Raw genomic sequence first — 16,387 nt, 5'->3', positions numbered from 1 at the left:
GTTCCGGAACACTCGAGCCTACTCGGTCGGGTCGGTGAAGAAACCCTCCTCGACCATCCAGGCGTAGGCCACATCGGCGGGTTCCGCGCCGTCGACGTCGATCTGTCGGTTCAGGCCGCGCAGCACCTCGTCGGTGAGCCGGGGTGAAATCTCGGCGAAGATCTCCTCCAGGCCGGGGTTGGCCTCGATCGTCTCAGTGAAGAAGACCGGCGCCACGTTGTATGCAGGGAAAAACGCGAGGTCGTCGGTCAGAACGACGAGGTCGAGTGCGTCGAGGCGGCCGTCCGTCGTGAAGACCTCGCCGAAGTTGCAGGCTCCGTCGTCGTCGTCGGTCGCGCTGTAGATCGCACCGGTGTCTTAGATGCCGATGTTGCCGTCGGGCACGCCGTCGGCGGCCCCGCGTTCCAGTCCGTAGCGCTTGAGAATGGGATTCATGCCGTCCGGCCGGGAGTTGAATTCGGACTCGACGCAGAACGTGCGGTCTTCGACCGGCAACGCCGCCAGTTGGGACATGGTCGTGATACCGCCCAGCTCGGCGACCGCCTCACTGCGCACAGCCAGGGCGAAAGTGTTGTTCATGGGTGCCGGCGTGCCCCAGGTGAGGCCGTTCTCGATGTCCCGGTCGTGCACGGCCTGCCACATTTCGCCCTGATCGGCGATCGCCTCGGCCTGACCGAGGTAGGTCAGCCACGCGGTCCCGGTGTATTCCCAGAGCACGTCGGCCTGACCGGAGAGGATTAGTTCGCGGGTCGGCTGGCTGCCGGGCAGATTGCTCAGGTCGGTGACGTCGAATCCCGCCGCGGTCCCGGCGAGCACCGCAATCTTGCCGAGCAGCAGCTGCTCCGTGAAGCTCTTGGACGTGACCGTGAGTTCGACGCCCTCGGCACCGTCGAGCGGGGTGATCGATCCGGGACCAACCGCGGGCACGTACGAGGTCGACGGTTTCAGGCCGCAGCCGGTCAGGGCGACGGCGGACAGGGCGAGCACACCGGCTGCCAGACCCCAGCGGCCGAGGGGCATGCGGCGGGCGCGAGGAGAGGAACGGTACATCTAGAGTCCCCTTCGGGCGGGCAACGTGTTCGACAACGCGGCCGACCCAGTCGATGAGCAGGGCGAGGAGAGCCACGAGCAGGGCTCCGGTGACGAGCACGGGGGTGAGGCTGAGATTGACGCCCGTGATGATGAGGATGCCGAGCCCACCGCCGTTGACGAACGTGGCCGGGGCTGCGGTGCCCACCAACAGAACGAGGGCGGTGCGCACTCCCGACAGCATGACCGGAACGGCGAGCGGGAGTTCCACGCGAAACAGCACGGCTGCGGAGCTCATGCCCATGCCACGTCCGGCCTCGACCAGGCGGGCATCGACCTGCTGCAGCCCGACCATGGTGTTGCGCAGCACGGGGAGCACCGCGTAGAGCACGAGGCTCAACGTCGCGGCCCAGAAGCCGAAACCGACCCAGAACGCGAGCAGCACGACGACTCCGATCGCGGGGGCGGCCTGCCCGACGTTGGCGATCGCGAGCACCGGAGCGGTCAGAAACCGCAGGGGCCTGCGGGTCAGGGCGATCCCCAGAGGAATCGCGATGACCAACACGATCACCGCGGCGAGCAGGGTGAGCTGGATGTGCCCCACGGTGTAGACCCAGAGCGCGGCCGGGGCGAGGGTGGTGAGCTCGATCGGCGAGAGGTTGGCCGTCAGCAGCCAGATCAGGAGCGTGAGGAACGCGAGCAGGATGCCGGCCAGCTGGTAGACCAGTCCCCGCCAGGAATGCCACACGGCGCGGGCACGGCTGACCGGTGCAGCCTGCGCGGACGCGTCGTCGGGCGTGACGGCGAAGTCGTCGCCGACACTGTCGGCATCCGTCTTCAGGGTTGTGGTACTCACTGAGCGGCCCGCGCGTCAGCGCCGCTGCTTTCGGAATCGCTGCTGTCGGTCTCGCTCAGGTCGGCCTCCGCGGCAGCCGCCTGCGCCTGGAACAGTCCCGTGTTCAGGCCGATGGGCGCCTGATCTGACTCGAGCACCGCAGCGGTCTGTGACCGGGTGATGGCGTCCATCACGGTCTGCACGTCGATAACGCCCTTGAACATCTCGCGGCGGCCGGTGACGAGCGCGGCCCCGGCGCTGGAGACGAGCATCGTGTCGAGCGCGTCATTGAGCGTGGCACGGTAGCCGACGACCGGGAGTTTCGGGTCGGGAACGTTGCCGATGACCTCGAGGCGGCCGAGCTTGCGCCGGGAGAGCCTTTGGACGGGACGGCGACGCTCATCGACGATGACCGCGTGCCCCTGGCCGGCCTCGACGACGCGGGTCAGGACATCCGCTGCCCGTTCGCCGGGAGTTCCCACGACGGCGTCGCTGAGGCCGACCTCCGCCACCCGGGTCAGGGTGAGCTGTTTGAGGCCGGCGCCAGACCCGATGAAGTTTTCGACGAACTCGCTGGCCGGGTCACCGAGGATGCGTTCCGGGGTGTCGTACTGCTCCAGCTGGGCGCCCTCGTTGAAGGTGGCGATCCAGTCGCCGAGCTTGACGGCCTCGTCAAAGTCGTGGGTGACGCAGACGATGGTCTTCTGCAGTTCTTCCTGGATGTTGATCAGCTCGTCCTGCAGGCGAAGGCGGGTGATCGGGTCGACGGCGCCGAAGGGCTCGTCCATGAGGAGCACGGGCGGGTCTGCCGCGAGGGCGCGCGCCACGCCGACGCGTTGCTGCTGGCCACCGGAGAGCTCCTTGGGGTACCGGTCGCGGTAGAGCGCGGGGTCGAGGGAGACGAGCTCGAGGAGTTCGTCGACGCGGGCCGTCATCGGCGCCTTCATCCCCTTCATCAACTACGGCTCGGGCCTCCTCGCGCTCGTCGGCGCTGTCCTCGGCCTCGTCGCTGTGCTTCAGAAGCGCGCGCGGACCACCGCGATCGCCGGGCTCGTCATTTCCGTCGTCGCCATCATCCTTTCTGTCATCATGGCCGTCGTGTACATCGCCGGGTTCGCGGCCGCGGTCGCGGACTCCGTCAGCACCAAACCGGTCGCCGAGGCGCCCGCCGCGGACGCGCCCGCTGCGGACGCGCCCGCTGCCGACAGCGCGGCGGTCGGCACCCGGGAGAACCCGGCACCCCTTGGCACAACGGTTGTCGTCAAGAACGCGGGCGTCCCCGCATGGGAGGTGACGTTGAACGCGTCGACCCTCGACGCGAACGCGGCGATGGCAGCGGAGAACCAGTTTAACGACGCGCCTGCCGCCGGTAGCCAGTGGGCGATGGTCCCGGTCACCGTCAAATACGTCGGCACGGAGACCGGCAACCCGGCCTTCGACCTCACATTCAGCTTCGTCAGCGCCGCGGGCACGACCCACCAGGTGTTCGACCACATTGCTATGGGCCCGAACGAGCTGAGCGCGACCAACGACCTGTACCCGGGAGCCACGGCCACCGGCAACGTCGTCATCGAGGTCCCGTCCGCCGATGTGGCGATAGGCACATGGACGGTGAAGCCGATCTTCGGCGAGGACTTCTTCTACGCCGCCCAGTAAGAACCGAGCACGATTGAACGCCGTTCACACCGTCGTGTGGGCGGCGTTCCTCATTTCTGCTTGCGCTCCCCGCCGAGCGCGGCTCGTGCAGCTCGTCCGTGGCACAGCCCGAATTATTTGCGTTCGAGTGTGACTGTCTTGGTTACGCCCATCGCTGAGACGTCGTAGCTGATGACCTTGTCGTTATACGAGAACGTTTTGATCGGGTCGCTTGAGGCGAGCATCGCGCCCGAAGTCTTCTCTGTGTCATTCTGCGAGTCCCAGGAGTAAACACCTGACTCGGTCGGAGCCTCGTAACTGCCAGCCCAATAGAGGGCCTTTGTATTGCCACCGTCGCTGACCCAGTTGATTTTGATCGAGCCCGAATCAATCGTGGCGGACTGATAGCTGTCCTCGGACCCTGAATTGGTCGACATCCACTCGCCGGTGAGGTCGGCAGGCATCTCCGGAGCAGGAGCTTCCGAGACCTTTGGCGACTGTGAAGAGCTGGCGGCCTCTGAGTCAGGAACTGCAGCGCACCCGGCAAGGCTGCCTCCGAGGAGCGCAAGAGCTGCTGCAGCTGTGAACAGGACTTTTGCCTGGGTTCGGTTCAATGCGATCTCCTTCGTTGCTGAGCGACCCAACCATATCAGCGCGACTCCGACACGATCGCGGCAGCTCTCCGCTGCCGATCTAGCGCCACCGAAGGGAAGCCCACAACTCTGCGGGCGGCCCAGTCCACACGCCCAATCCCGGGGAGGTGCTCGAAACCAGTCAACGTGGCTAATGTGAAAACGAGTTCGGCAGGTCAGAGCAGCGCATCGGAGTTTTGAAACGAGAGGAAGGCGATGACCCGACCAGTGCGAACCTGGAGGAGGGCGTCGATCCCGGCGGTCGCTGGAGGCCTGGCATTCTGGGCCGCCAACTTCGCGATCTCGCTGACCCCCATCGCCGCGGAGTACAGGGCCGCGCTTTCGATTGCCTACGTGCCGATGCTGCTGGAAGCCATGTTCGGTGGCATGGTTCTGGGATTCGGTGTCAGCTATTCCCTGGTTCGCTTCTACGACCGGCTGCCCACGCAGAGTCCTGTTCTCAAGTCATTGCTGCTGAGCCTCACCGCCCTGGTCGCCGTCACCGCACTCGTCGAAGTCCCCGCCAAGCTACTCACCCCGACGCCTGACGCCTGGCGGTACTTCCTGATCGCGGCGCTGTTCAACGTGATCAGGATCGCGGCTCTCGGAGTTGTCATCGGCCTTCTCTACGGCAGGCTCTACGGGCCCGCGAGGGAGTGACCTCGAGTTCTTCCGGTTCCCCAGCAGAGGGACGGCTGCTACCCTGCCGATCAGCAACGCGACTCGGTCGAAACAGGAGATGAGTGGGATGCCAGCGGGAAAAGTCAATGACATGGCGCCGCGCACCGTAGCCCGCCTCACGGGTGCCTTCTACCTGGCGTTCGTGCTGGCCTCGCTGCTTGCCGGGTTGGTCGGCCACATCGGCATGGGCGGGGCCGAGCAGGTCAACGAGTCGATCGCCACGAACCCCTTGTCCTTTCGGCTCGCCCTTGTCATCGCGTATTTGTCGGCCGTCTTCTTCCTCGCGGCCGCCTGGGGCTTGTACGTTCTGCTCCGACCTGTCAACGGGCATCTGGCGCTGCTCTTCCTCCTGCTCAACGCGGTGGGCGTCGGCATCCAATGCGCCAGCATGATTCCACTCATTTCCGCTCTCCTGCAGCAGGATGGGGCCGGTCACCTTCAGGCCTACTCAGCTGCGCAACTGGAGGCGTCGGCGTATTTGTCGATCGACGTCTACAAGACGGCCTTCGCTACGGCCCAGCTGTTCTTCGGCACATGGCTGTTCCCGCTTGGCTATCTCGTGTTCAAGTCGGGGTTCCTTCCGAAATTCCTCGGGGTCATTCTGATCGTCGATGGGGTCGGTGTCATCATCTGGTTCCTTCAGGCACTGCTGCTGCCGGACTACCCCGCGATCAGCTACCCGTCGTTCGCCGTGGGGTTCATCGCCGAGGTCGGACTGGCGCTGTGGCTGCTCATCATGGCCGTGAAGGTCGTCGACGCCGAGGAGGATCTGCCCGACTGACGATGCAGGACGACGACGACGGATGGCCTGCGGCTCACACCGTCGTTCCTTGGTCGCATTCCTTGTCGCTGCGTTGCTGCGCGATATCGTCAGCCTCGTCGACAGTGACCGCGCCTCAGCGCAGGATGATCGGTATCAGCATGTCGATCTGCGTGAACGGTGATAGCCGTGACCCAGCCGCTGAGAAGTTCCGCCCAGAAGCGCAAATCTCTACTCACCGGCACGAGGACAACATGGAAGAGGGAATTGGGTTGTCGCCCGGCTCGTGTCACCGCCGGCTGAAGTGGTGATTGATTCCCAAGAGCTTCAAACGCTGGCGGGGCGTTCGTTGCTTATATGAGCTACTAACGCGAATCCCGCGGTGAGGAATGCAAACCAAATGAATGGGTTCCGCGGACCGCGGCTAAGCAGGTACAGCTGGTATGGGTCTCCGAGGGTGTACGTCTCCGGGTTGCCGAAAAGAAGCCCGAGCCCCACGAGAAAACATGCCATCATTCCGATCGTCACTCCAACGGCGAAGGCACGCGGAAGCATCAGACCGCCCAGAAGTAGGACACCAAATACGAGGATCGTAAGGGCCATTCGCGGCAGCACACTGAGCAGCGCGGCTCCGGAGAACAGTCCCGCCCACCCTCCTTCCGAGAAACCAAGTAGCGCGTAGAAGAGAGCACCCGAGAGGATGCCGGCGACAGACAACACAACGGTTTTCATCGCACGCCGTGGGACGCGTGCGAGAGTCGTTCCGTACGTTCGGACACCATCGTCCTCCTTACGCGCAAGTCACCGCCTGGTCGCTCAACGGCGTGAACGGACACTACCGACTTCGGTTCACCTCCACAAGGGTTGAAGGGTGACCCAGTACCCCTGACGGCGGTAGCGTGTGAGGCACGGACGCACCGGCGCGCAGGCCCGGCAGGGTGCTCGCTCACATCACCTGGACCCGGCAGAATTGAACCATGACCCCGCTCCCCCGCAGCACCCCTGAAGCCGAGGGAATGTCTTCCCAGGCCATTCTCGATTTCGTCGCCGCGGCGGAGCAGCTCGAGAGCCTGCACAGCCTCATGGTCGTTCGACACGGCCGCGTCGTGGCCGAGGGCTGGTGGCATCCCTACGCGGCGCAGCATCCGCACCTTATGTTCTCGGTGAGCAAGAGCTTCACCTCGACCGCCATCGGGCTCGCCATCGGCGAGGGCCGGCTGACGCTCGACGACCTCGTCGTCGACCTGCTCCCCGATGACCTGCCCGCGCAGATCGACCCGCACCTGGCCGCGCTGAGCGTGCGCCACCTGCTCACCATGACCACGGGGCATCCGACCGACACTGTGTCGCTCGCCGACGACTCTCACGGCGACAACTGGGCCCGCACCATCCTCACCCAGCCCCTCGAGTTCGCGCCGGGCAGCCACTACGTCTACAACAGCGGGGCGAGCTACCTGCTCTCGGCGATCCTCCAGCGACTCACCGGTGAGCGCCTGTTCGACTACCTCACCCCTCGGTTGTTCGACCCGCTCGGCATCGTCAGCGCCACCTGGCAGACCTGCCCGCGCGGAATCGACGCCGGCGGTTGGGGGCTCTCCATCACGACCGAGCAGCTCGCGACCTTCGGCCAGCTGCTTCTGCAGCGAGGCGAGTGGAACGGCACGCGACTCGTCGCGGCGGAGTGGATCGACGAGGCCACCTCCACGCAGGTGGACACGTCGGGCACCGAGCACGATGTCGACGGACGGGAGGGCTACGGCTACCAGTTCTGGCGGAACCGGCCGACGGGCTACCGCGCCGACGGGGCCTTCGGCCAGTTCTGCCTCGTGCTTCCAGAAACGGATGCCGTGATCACGCTGACCTCGGCGCTCCCGACCGCGCAACGCGCCCTCGATCTCGTCTGGGAACACCTGCTGCCCGCCTTCACCGACCACCCGATCCCCGAACTGAAGACCGGTCTCGCCGGAACGCTGGCGTCCCTCACCCTGCCGACCGTCATCGGGGAGCGCACGTCACCGACGGCTGCCCGGGTGGCGGGCATCCGCTTCAACTTCGATGATGCGGAAGTGACCGCGGCCACTCTCGAGCCGGGTCTGCTCACGATCATCCGTGGCGGCACGGCGCGACCGATAGCATTCGGTCACGGCGAGTGGGTGGCATCCGGTGATGCCCGGGTGCTGGCCAGCGGCGCGTGGGTCTCCCCCAAAACCCTGGTCGTGCGGGCGCACAACGTGGGCACACCGTTCTCGCGCACGTACACACTCGACTTCGGGACTGACGCGTTAACCCTCGACATCGAACAGAACGTTGCGTTCGGGGACCTGCCCCACACTCGCCTGGTCAGCCGCTAGCCGATTGCTGGGCCGCAGCCTCCCGACGCGGAGCTAGCGCTGGGCCTCTTGCGGGCGCTTTCCGACGGCGCTGGAAGACAATCTTTAATGACGGGATTTCTCCCATTTCGTCACGCATTCTGGCAAGATTCGCGAGTTTTCTCAGCTTGCTTGCGCTGCCTCCCGGCGCCGAATCATGATGAATGCCACCCGGGAATGCCGTCGGTCATCGTCGACGGGCCCGTCCACATTTCGAAGGAGAGCCATGTCCAACGCCGATCCAACATTTGCCCCCGGTGCCGCCGGATTTGACTTCAACACGGCCAGAGAGAGCACCTTCAACACGGACACCGTAGAGTCCAGCCGCCTCGACAGCAACGTCGCCCCCGTCACAGCGGACCAGAGCCCCACCGTCGGAGACCGGGCCGCCGATGTCAAGGACACATCGGTCGCCGCCGGTCAGCACGTCGCCGGCGTCACCAAGGAAGAGATTCATAAGGTCGGCTCTGAGACCAAGAAGCAGGCCAAGGACCTCTACCGCGAAACCCAGTCGGAACTCGCCGACCAGGCCGCAGCCCAGCAGAAGCGGGTAGCCTCAGGCATCCGTTCACTCGGCGACGAGTTCGGCGCGATGGCCGGGAAATCCGAAACCCAGGGAGTGGCCAGCGACCTCGCCCAGCAGGCCGCCACGCGAGCCGCCGGGATCGCAGACTGGCTGGACCAGCGCGACCCGGGCTCCCTCCTCGGCGAGGTGAAGAACTACGCCCGGCGCAAGCCCGGAACCTTTATTGCCATCGCCGCCGTAGCGGGTGTCCTCGCCGGACGGCTGACGCGCGGGGTGATCGAGGAGTCCAAGGACTCTGCCGAGGAGCCCACCCGCGAGTCCAAGGTCACGCCCGGTTACGCCGCCGCGACCCCCGGATACGCCGTCACCAACCCCGACTACACCGCCACTCCCGCGTACGGATCCAACTCCGAGTACTCCACCAACCCCGACCTCGGTGGGATGCCGCGATGACCGACCTGCACACCCCGTCCGAGGTCAAGGCCGCCGAAACCTCCCTGGGTGACCTGCTCACCGAGGTCACCCGTGACGTGTCCACACTCATGCGCCAGGAGGTCGCGCTCGCGAAGGCGGAAGTGCGCCAGTCCGCCACCCGCGCGGGCAAGGGAGCCGGCCTGCTCGGGGGCGCGGGCTATGCCGGCCATCTCACCGTTCTCTTCCTCTCGCTCGCGGCCTGGTGGGGACTCGGCCAGGTCATGGACATCGCCTGGGCGGCGTTCATCGTCGCCCTGGTCTGGGGAATCGTGGCCGCCGTGCTATATGTCCTGGGCCGCAAAGAACTCAATACCGTTCAGGGCGCGCCACGCACCGTCGATTCTTTGAAGCACATTCCAGACGCACTCAAACGAAATGAGGAAAACCGATGAGCACCGACATTTCTCCCAGCACCAGCACCAGCACCGACCCGGACGTCCTCCGCGCCGAGATCGAAATCACGCGCCGCGAACTCGGCAGCGACGTCGACGCCCTGGCCGACAAGGTCACGCCGGGCAAAATCATGCAACGCCAGACCGACAAAGTGAAAGGAGCCGTGGGCTCTGTGAAAGACAAGTTGATGGGTTCCGCCTCCGACGCGGGCGATTCGCTGAGCGGCCTCGCCGACGACGCCTCCGACGCAGCACACCACGCCGCACAGAAAGCGAAGGGCAACCCCCTGGCCATCGGCCTGATCGCCTTCGGGGTCGGCTGGCTGGCGTCGTCGATGGTCCCCGCGAGCACCACGGAGAAGCGAATCGCCGGCAAGGTCACCGAAGCCGCTGAGCCGCTGGTGCAGGAAGTGACCGACGCCGCAAAGCAGGTCGGCGAGCACCTCAAGCAGCCGCTCACCGATGCCGCGGATGCCGTGAAGGACACGGCCACGGATGCGGCAGCCACCGTCAAATCCGAGACCACCGACGCCGTCAGCGAGGTGCGCGACGAAGCAAAGCACGCGGGGCAGACCCCGGGCCATTAGCGCCGGCTCCCGGCGGCACGGTCGACCCGCTCACGCAGTTGGGTCTGACCGGCCGCCGGGTTTCACCTCGTTTGCACCTCGTGCTGTCCCTGGAAAGGAACCGATGACCCCCTCTCTCCTGGCCACGACGCTCACTCGGCAGGACGGCGACGCCGACGTCAACGACCGCCACGACCTGATGCACCGTAACCTGATGGCCACAATGCTGTTCTCGGCGGGCCTGCCCATGATCCTCGGCGGCGACGAACCAGGCCGCAGCCAGGGCGACGACAACAACGACTGCTGCCAGGACAACGAAATCTCCTGGTTCGACTGGGATGCGGTCGACCACGAGATGCTTGCCTTCACGCGTGACCTCCTCACGCTGCGCCAAGAAAATCCGGCCCTGCGCCCCAACTGGTTCCGGCAGTCCCCCGATGCCGGCACGGGCGACACAGTGCGGGTCTTGCAAGCGGATGCCGAAAAGTTCAGTGACGCGGACTGGGATGACGTGGACGCCCAGGCGATGGCCTTCATTCTGGAGCACGTCGGCGCGGACGCGTTTGCGTCCCTGCTTAACGCCGGCCCGAAGGAGGTGGAGTTCACCATTCCCTCCTCTCCCAACCAGGAATGGGAACTCGCCACCTCCAGCGATCCAGGTCAGAGGGTGTCATCCTCCGGGAGCACGCTCCCCGTGAGAGATGGGTCCTTCACCCTGCTTCGTTCCCGGGCCTGGAGATCGGGCCTTACGGGAGGGCGTGTCCCGCGGCCGTGAAGAGGCGGTACCACTCCTCACGGCTGAGCGGGATATCGGACCCGGCGGCGGACTCCACCACTCGCGCGGGCTTGGTCGTGCCCAGGACCACCTGAATGTTGGCCGGGTGCCTGGTGATCCAGGCGACAGCGATCCCCGTGGGCGTGACGCCGTGGGCGGCGGCGATTTCCTCGAGCGCGTCATTGAGCGGGCCGTAATGCTCCCGGTCGCCCACGAACACACCGTCGAAGCTGCCGCTCTGGAACGGCGACCAGGCCTGCAGGGTGATGTCGTTCAGTCTGCTGTACTCGAGGAGCCCGTTGTCCCGAACAACGGACTGTTCCAGCCCTGCCATGTTGGCGGCGACTCCCTGGGAGATCAACGGCGCGTGGGTGATGCTCAGCTGCACCTGGTTGAAGGCGAGCGGCTGGTTGACTGATCGCTTCAGAAGTTCGATCACCCCAGGCGTCTGGTTGGAGACGCCGAAGTTGCGCACCTTCCCCGCGGCGTGCAGGGCGTCGAACGCCGAAGCGACCTCCTCGGGCTCGACCAGGGTGTCCGGACGGTGCAGCAGCAGGATGTCCAGGTAGTCGAGGTTCAGCGCCGCGAGGGACTCGTCGACCGAGCGGAGGATGTGTTCCCTGGAGAAATCGAAGAAGCCCTGCCGGATGCCGACCTTGGACTGGATGATGACCGACTCACGCTCTGCGTCCGTGAACGTGACCGCGTCACCGAACCGCTTTTCACACCCGTGGGCCCCACCGTAAATATCGGCGTGGTCGAAGAAGTTGATGCCGGCATCCCGAGCGGTGCCGACGAGAGTGCGGATCTCCTCATCCCCCAGTTCCGAGATCCTCATCAAGCCGAGAATGACATTGGATGCTTGCAGGTTCGTGCGTGGAGGGTTGTAGATCTTCATCAATCCATCCTGCCTTACTTCGAATTCCCGCGGCGCGGACGCTTTGAGGGTCCCCAAGCCCAGCGTCGCTTAGACCGGTTCCGGAGGCGCGCGGCCCCTCCACAAATAGCGTTTGATCAGGTTCTCCACAGGGCACTGGTGGGTGCCCGTTTGGGCCGTTGAATGTCGGTGGGTGCCCGTATCGTGTGTCTCATGAAGCCCTCAGTTGTGGAGCAGATGGAGACCCTGGGTCGTCATTTCGACGCGATCCGGGAGACGCAGGCGGAGGCCGCCCGGGTGGACGCTCGCCTCGCCGAGCAGGTCGATCAGGCACGGCGGTTCGCCGAGGCGGTGGTGCGGGACGCCGCCCGGGACCCGGCGGCACTCTCGCTGGCCGCGCGGGTGCCCCGCGCCGGGTGGGACGCCGCGATGATCGCCGAGCGGGAGTTCGTGACCGAGCTGGCCTGCACGCTGCGGTTGCCGGTGCGGTCGGCGGAGACCCTGATCGCCGAGAGCCACACCCTCATGAACGAACTGCCGGGCACCCGGGCAGCCCTGCAGAACGGGGCGATCACCTACCGGCACGCGCAGGCGCTGATCAATCAGGCCTGGTCCCTCCCAGCCGAGGCGCTGGCCGGGTTCGAGCAGGCCCTGCTGAAGTCGGCACCCCACCTGACCGTCTCGAACCTCAAACACCGGGCCCGGGTGCTGCGGGAACGGCTGCACCCGGAATCGATCAGGGCCCGGCATCAGAAGTCCGTGGCCGACCGCAGAGTCTTCTTCGAGCCGGAGCCCGATGGGATGGCCTCGCTGCACTGGTACGACTCCGCGGAGAAGGTGAAGGCCGGGTACGACCGGCTCACGGTGACTGCGTTGAGTTCGCAGGGCCCGGGCGAGAAACGCACGTTGACTCAGCTGCGCGCGGACACGTTCGCGGACCTCATCCTCGACGGGGTCACCGCGTCGGGCGTCGGCAGGGGAATCCGCGGCACCGTGCATGTCACCGTCCCGGTGATGACGCTCCTCGGCCACTCCGAGGAGCCCGGCGAGCTCGAGGGGTACGGGCCGATCGACCCGGATACGGCCAGGGAGATCGCGGCGCGGGCCCCGAGTTTCATCCGCATCCTGACCCATCCCGAGACCGGGGCGGTGCTGTCGGTGGGCCGCACCCGGTACAAGGTGCCGAAAGACCTGAAACGGTATTTGAGGGTGCGAGATGCGACCTGCCGGTGGCCGGGTTGCCGGCGGGCGGCAGCGCACTGCGACCTCGACCATACCCTGGACTGGCAGTTCGAGGGGCTGACCGCGCACGACAATCTCGCGCACCTGTGTCCGGCCGACCACGCGCTGAAGTCGGAGACGCGATGGAGCTACGTGCACCTACCGGACGGCACACTCGAGTGGACATCCCCGACCGGGCGCAGGTTCATCAGCGAACCGGTCACGATCATCCGCCCGCCGGAAAGGTGGCGAAGATCGAAGGCTGGGCCACCACCGGAGCAGGTGCGGCCGGCCGACGCGAAGACGCGGCCGCCGGAGTCGGACGAACCCCCACCGTTCTGAGGGGCACGCCGAGCTCTATTGGGCACACCGAGATGGACACCGAGACAGTGAAGCGACAGCACATCAGTAGCGCTGTCGCGCTGATTCACTCTCGGGCCCAGCACCGGAGTAGCGCTGTCGCGCTGATTCACTCTCGGGCCCAGCACCGGGCCCGACGGATGTCCCATCGGGCCCGGTGCTCACTGGCGATCAGTGATCGGCGGCCAGCCGATCGAGCATTATCAGTGGTCGTCGTTCTCGTTGGTCGAGCCCGCCGGGATACCGGGGACATCGTCAGGCCCGTAGATCTTCGCGTCCCCAGGGTACGGAGACGTCCAGTGGTGGGTCTGGTACCAGGTCCAGCGGTTCATCAGGTCCGGGTTGTTGAAGTCCGCCACCGCGTCGTGGTGAGCGGTTCCGGTGAAGTGCTGCTTCTCGGCCCACCTCTGCCACTTGGCAGCGACGGTTTTCTCAGCCGCAGGGATCTCAGCGGCCTTGGCGGCGGCGGCGTTCACCGCGTCCGCCTCTGCGCCGGTCGTGCCGAGCGTGTCGTAGCCGCAGGCGGGCGCGGTCACCACGCCCTCGGTCAGCGGCACCTGGTTGAGCACCGCGTCATACGGAGTCAGGTCGGCTTTGTTGGTGAACGCATCCGTCATCGGCGTCGCCGCGGCGAGCTTCTGGTTCAGCGGTTGGGCGCCGAGGATCTGCTCGATGGTGCGGACCATGCTGATCTGCGAGTAATACGTGCTGACGGTCTTGCCGTGCACCGCATACGGGCTGATCACCTGAACGGGAGCGCGGTGGCCGTCGACGTGGTCGGCGCCGTCCTGGGTGTCGTCCTCGGCAATGAAGATCGCCGAGTCTTTCCAGTAGGGAGAGTGGGAGATCTCTTCGACGATCTTGCCGACCGCGAGGTCGTTGTCAGCGACCTGGGCCTCCGGGTCTGCGGTGCCGCCGGTGTGGTCGCTCGACAGCCACATCATGTTGAGGTTGGCCGGACCGTTCTTCTCGAAGTTCTGCTTCCAGGTCTGGTAGCGGTAGATGTCGGGTATCGCGAGGTCGAACGGCGCGGCGTTCGGGTCCGTGATCGCGTTGAGAGACGGAATGACGGAGCTGGCGTGAAGCTGAAGCGACGGGGTGAACAGCTGGGCGGGGTCACCGCCGGCCGTGACATCCTTCGCCGCGCAGTAGTACTGCTGCCAGGTCGCACCGGCCGGCTTGCCCTCGCCGTATTCGAACTCACCGAAGTTCCTGGCGGTCTTGCCGGCGGCCTGGATCGAGTTCCAGAGGAAGCCGGAGCGCTGGTGGCCCAGCACGTCCTCCTCCGTGTCGTACGAGCGGGCGTACTCGCCCGCGCTGGTCTCGCTGTATGCCGGGTTGTCGCCCTGCATGAGCCAGTTGTGGCCCTCAGCCGAGTTCGTCCCGATGTCGTACGTGTTGTCGTACAGGCCGAACTGGGTCGCAAGCGCGTGCTGGTTCGGGGTGACTTTCTGGCCGAACTGCGTGAGCGAGGGGTCGCCGTTGCCTTGCTTCATGTCGCCGAAGAGCTGGTCGTAGCTGCGGTTCTCCTTGACGATGAGGAACACGTGCTTGATGGCCGACGGATCCCCGATGCGTTTCGGGATGGCCTGGACTGACTCGTTCTCGCCCTGGGCCTGCTTGAGCGAGGTGGCATCCCAGCCGTTCTGGGCAAATACCGTCGCGGTGTATTTCTTGATTTCCTGGTCACTCGGCAGGGTGAACCGGGTGAGCGAGGCGGTCGTCGAGTGACTGCCGTGACCGGTCGCGGGGGTGGTGCCCTGCCCCTTGTCGTAGGTCAGCGCCGGGCCGCGCGCGTCGATGCCACGCGTGTTGGTGACCACGATCTGGCCGTTGACCGAGCTGACGTTCTCCGGGAAGTAGTCCGTCGGTAGCAGGCCGATGGAACTGGCCGGGTCGCGCGGGTCCTTCCTGTTGACCGTGTACACCGCGATGGCGTTGGCGCGGCCGAGAGACACCAGCAGGTGGTTGTCCTGCATGGTGATCGCGGTCGGCTCGTAGCCGGTCGTCGAGGAGGCCCACGGCTGGGTGGCGATGGTCTGCATGACCGTGTTGGTCTTCGTATCGATGACCGAGATGGTGTCGCTGTTCGTGTTGGCCACGTACAGGGTGGTGCCGTCGAGGTACATCGCTGTCGGGTGCAGTTCAACCGGGATCGACGAGACCGGCGTCGACGGGTTCGCCGTGTCGATGACGCTGACCGTGCCCGTCGTGGAGGTGCCCAGAGTGGTGTCGGCGGGCACCTGCGTGCCGTAGGAGTCCATTGTCGTGTCACCCGCGACGGCCTGGCGACCGCCCTCGTTCGTGACGTAGAGCATGCTGTCGATGAGCTTCAGCTGGCGCGGAGCGATGCCCACGGCAAAGGTCTGCTTGATCGTGCCCGTGGCCGGGTCGATTGCGACCGCCGAGTTCTGACCGTTGACGGCAGCGTAGAGGGTCGAGCCGTCGGCAGAGAAGGCCATGCCGGCGGTCAGCGCCTTGTGGCCACCGACGGTCGGGATGCTGATCTTGGTGCCGGCCCCGAGCGAGCCGTCCGCGTTGAACGGATACCGGACGATGCCGGTGGCGACTGACACGAAGAGGAACTTCCCGTCTGGGGAGAAAATCGGTCCCTCCTGACCGACGGTGCCGTCGGAAATCTTGAGGTAGGCCATGTTCCCGAACCCGGCGTCAGTCGCCGCGGTCGCGAACTTCGCGGCAGCAAGGGTGCCCGCTGCTGCGACCGGCTTGTACGTCTTGAGGTCGAAGACCTGCAGGTCGACCGAACGGTCGGCGCTGGTTCCGGCGAGGAAGCGGCCGTCGGGGCTGACGACCGAGCCCATGAGCTTGCCGAACGGCGTCATCAGTCGGTCACCGATGGGCTGAAGCGTCTGATCTGATGAGATCTGTTCCGCGCCGCTGTACAGGCTTCCGACCTGCTGGTCGCCGAACCCGAGCGTCGACGCGGTGGCGATGCCCCCGCCGAGTAGAGCAAGGGCGCAGCCTCCGGCGGTGACAGCGAGAATTCGATGGCCAGCAGCCAGGGAACAGAGATGGCGCAGGCGGGAATGCCCGCTCCGCGGTGATTTGCTGTTCATTTACATACCCATTTTCCGGAGTCCGTTGTGCCGATGTAGCCTCGTCAGAGGCGCAAAACAGACACTTACAGAACCCCAGGGTGTGCAGCCAAACAACCGATGAATGGGCGGTTACCGCTGACCAACGGCAGGAAGCGCGATCAGCGCAGGGGCGCCCGCCGGATTGAAGCAGTGCTCT

General features: G+C 65.7%; 13 protein-coding genes and 3 pseudogenes. 9 read left to right on the top strand and 7 right to left on the bottom strand.

From position 1 onward, the window contains the following. Positions 1–18 precede the first annotated feature (18 nt). From E3O49_RS11975 to E3O49_RS11965, 3 pseudogenes are all read right to left on the bottom strand, one after another. Positions 19–1,020: pseudogene (locus E3O49_RS11975) on the bottom strand (glycine betaine ABC transporter substrate-binding protein). 37 nt (positions 1,021–1,057) lie between these two features. Next, positions 1,058–1,777, bottom strand: a pseudogene (locus tag E3O49_RS11970) (ABC transporter permease); the annotation flags it as partial. Positions 1,778–1,881: 104 nt separating this feature from the next. Beyond that, positions 1,882–2,808: pseudogene (locus tag E3O49_RS11965) on the bottom strand (ATP-binding cassette domain-containing protein); the annotation flags it as partial. A 67-nt stretch (positions 2,809–2,875) separates the two neighbouring features. Between E3O49_RS11965 and E3O49_RS11960 the strand changes: the two are divergent. Then, positions 2,876–3,520: a DUF4190 domain-containing protein gene (locus E3O49_RS11960; RefSeq protein WP_134451684.1), complete on the top strand. Its 645-nt coding sequence runs from the start codon at positions 2,876–2,878 to the stop codon at positions 3,518–3,520. Positions 3,521–3,633: 113 nt separating this feature from the next. On the opposite strand, the gene E3O49_RS11955 is transcribed toward E3O49_RS11960, so the two are convergent. Then, complete coding sequence (locus tag E3O49_RS11955) at positions 3,634–4,113, bottom strand: hypothetical protein (RefSeq protein WP_198416902.1); 480 nt, start codon at positions 4,111–4,113, stop codon at positions 3,634–3,636. 234 nt (positions 4,114–4,347) lie between these two features. On the opposite strand from E3O49_RS11955, the gene E3O49_RS11950 reads away from it, so the two are divergent. Both E3O49_RS11950 and E3O49_RS11945 read left to right on the top strand, forming a co-directional pair. Further along, entirely contained in the window at positions 4,348–4,791 is a 444-nt protein-coding gene (locus tag E3O49_RS11950; RefSeq protein ID WP_134405401.1) for a hypothetical protein, read from the top strand. A gap of 112 nt (positions 4,792–4,903) precedes the next feature. Further along, positions 4,904–5,593: a DUF4386 domain-containing protein gene (locus tag E3O49_RS11945; protein ID WP_160141108.1), complete on the top strand. Its 690-nt coding sequence runs from the start codon at positions 4,904–4,906 to the stop codon at positions 5,591–5,593. Positions 5,594–5,899: 306 nt separating this feature from the next. On the opposite strand, the gene E3O49_RS11940 is transcribed toward E3O49_RS11945, so the two are convergent. Next, positions 5,900–6,304, bottom strand: a complete 405-nt coding sequence (locus tag E3O49_RS11940) for a hypothetical protein (RefSeq protein WP_134368053.1) — start codon at positions 6,302–6,304, stop codon at positions 5,900–5,902. Between the two features lie 245 nt (positions 6,305–6,549). Between E3O49_RS11940 and E3O49_RS11935 the strand changes: the two genes are divergently transcribed. The 5 genes from E3O49_RS11935 (at position 6,550) to E3O49_RS11915 (ending at position 10,674) form a co-directional block, all read left to right on the top strand. Beyond that, positions 6,550–7,923, top strand: a complete 1,374-nt coding sequence (locus E3O49_RS11935; RefSeq protein ID WP_134368054.1) for a serine hydrolase domain-containing protein — start codon at positions 6,550–6,552, stop codon at positions 7,921–7,923. Between the two features lie 244 nt (positions 7,924–8,167). Next, positions 8,168–8,920 (top strand): hypothetical protein, encoded by a 753-nt coding sequence (locus tag E3O49_RS16610; protein WP_160141107.1) that lies wholly within the window; start codon positions 8,168–8,170, stop codon positions 8,918–8,920. Further along, the gene (locus E3O49_RS11925) at positions 8,917–9,333 is read left to right on the top strand and encodes a phage holin family protein (RefSeq protein ID WP_134405661.1); all 417 of its coding nucleotides are present in this window, start codon (positions 8,917–8,919) and stop codon (positions 9,331–9,333) included. The genes E3O49_RS16610 and E3O49_RS11925 overlap by 4 nt, the downstream gene beginning before the upstream one ends. After that, positions 9,330–9,920 (top strand): DUF3618 domain-containing protein, encoded by a 591-nt coding sequence (locus E3O49_RS11920; RefSeq protein WP_134368056.1) that lies wholly within the window; start codon positions 9,330–9,332, stop codon positions 9,918–9,920. Before E3O49_RS11925 ends, E3O49_RS11920 begins: the two co-directional genes overlap by 4 nt. Before the next feature lie 103 nt (positions 9,921–10,023). Further along, complete coding sequence (locus tag E3O49_RS11915; protein WP_134451682.1) at positions 10,024–10,674, top strand: GlgX family protein; 651 nt, start codon at positions 10,024–10,026, stop codon at positions 10,672–10,674. On the opposite strand, the gene E3O49_RS11910 is transcribed toward E3O49_RS11915, so the two are convergent. Beyond that, the gene (locus E3O49_RS11910) at positions 10,646–11,572 is read right to left on the bottom strand and encodes an aldo/keto reductase (RefSeq protein ID WP_134451681.1); all 927 of its coding nucleotides are present in this window, start codon (positions 11,570–11,572) and stop codon (positions 10,646–10,648) included. The genes E3O49_RS11915 and E3O49_RS11910 overlap by 29 nt on opposite strands. A 192-nt stretch (positions 11,573–11,764) precedes the next feature. Here E3O49_RS11910 and E3O49_RS11905 point away from each other — a divergent pair, with 192 nt between their 5' ends. Then, entirely contained in the window at positions 11,765–13,114 is a 1,350-nt protein-coding gene (locus tag E3O49_RS11905) for an HNH endonuclease signature motif containing protein (protein WP_134451679.1), read from the top strand. Positions 13,115–13,335: 221 nt separating this feature from the next. Here the strand turns inward: E3O49_RS11905 and E3O49_RS11900 are convergent, their stop codons facing one another. Continuing rightward, a complete protein-coding gene (locus E3O49_RS11900; RefSeq protein ID WP_134368060.1) occupies positions 13,336–16,209 on the bottom strand; it encodes an alkaline phosphatase family protein in 2,874 nt (957 codons plus the stop codon). Positions 16,210–16,387: the final 178 nt, after the last annotated feature.

This window comes from Cryobacterium shii, from assembly GCF_004402595.1.
Lineage (GTDB): Bacteria > Actinomycetota > Actinomycetes > Actinomycetales > Microbacteriaceae > Cryobacterium > Cryobacterium shii.
The sequence above is the reverse complement of the archived record's forward strand: the minus strand, read 5'-3'. Positions and strand labels throughout refer to the sequence as shown.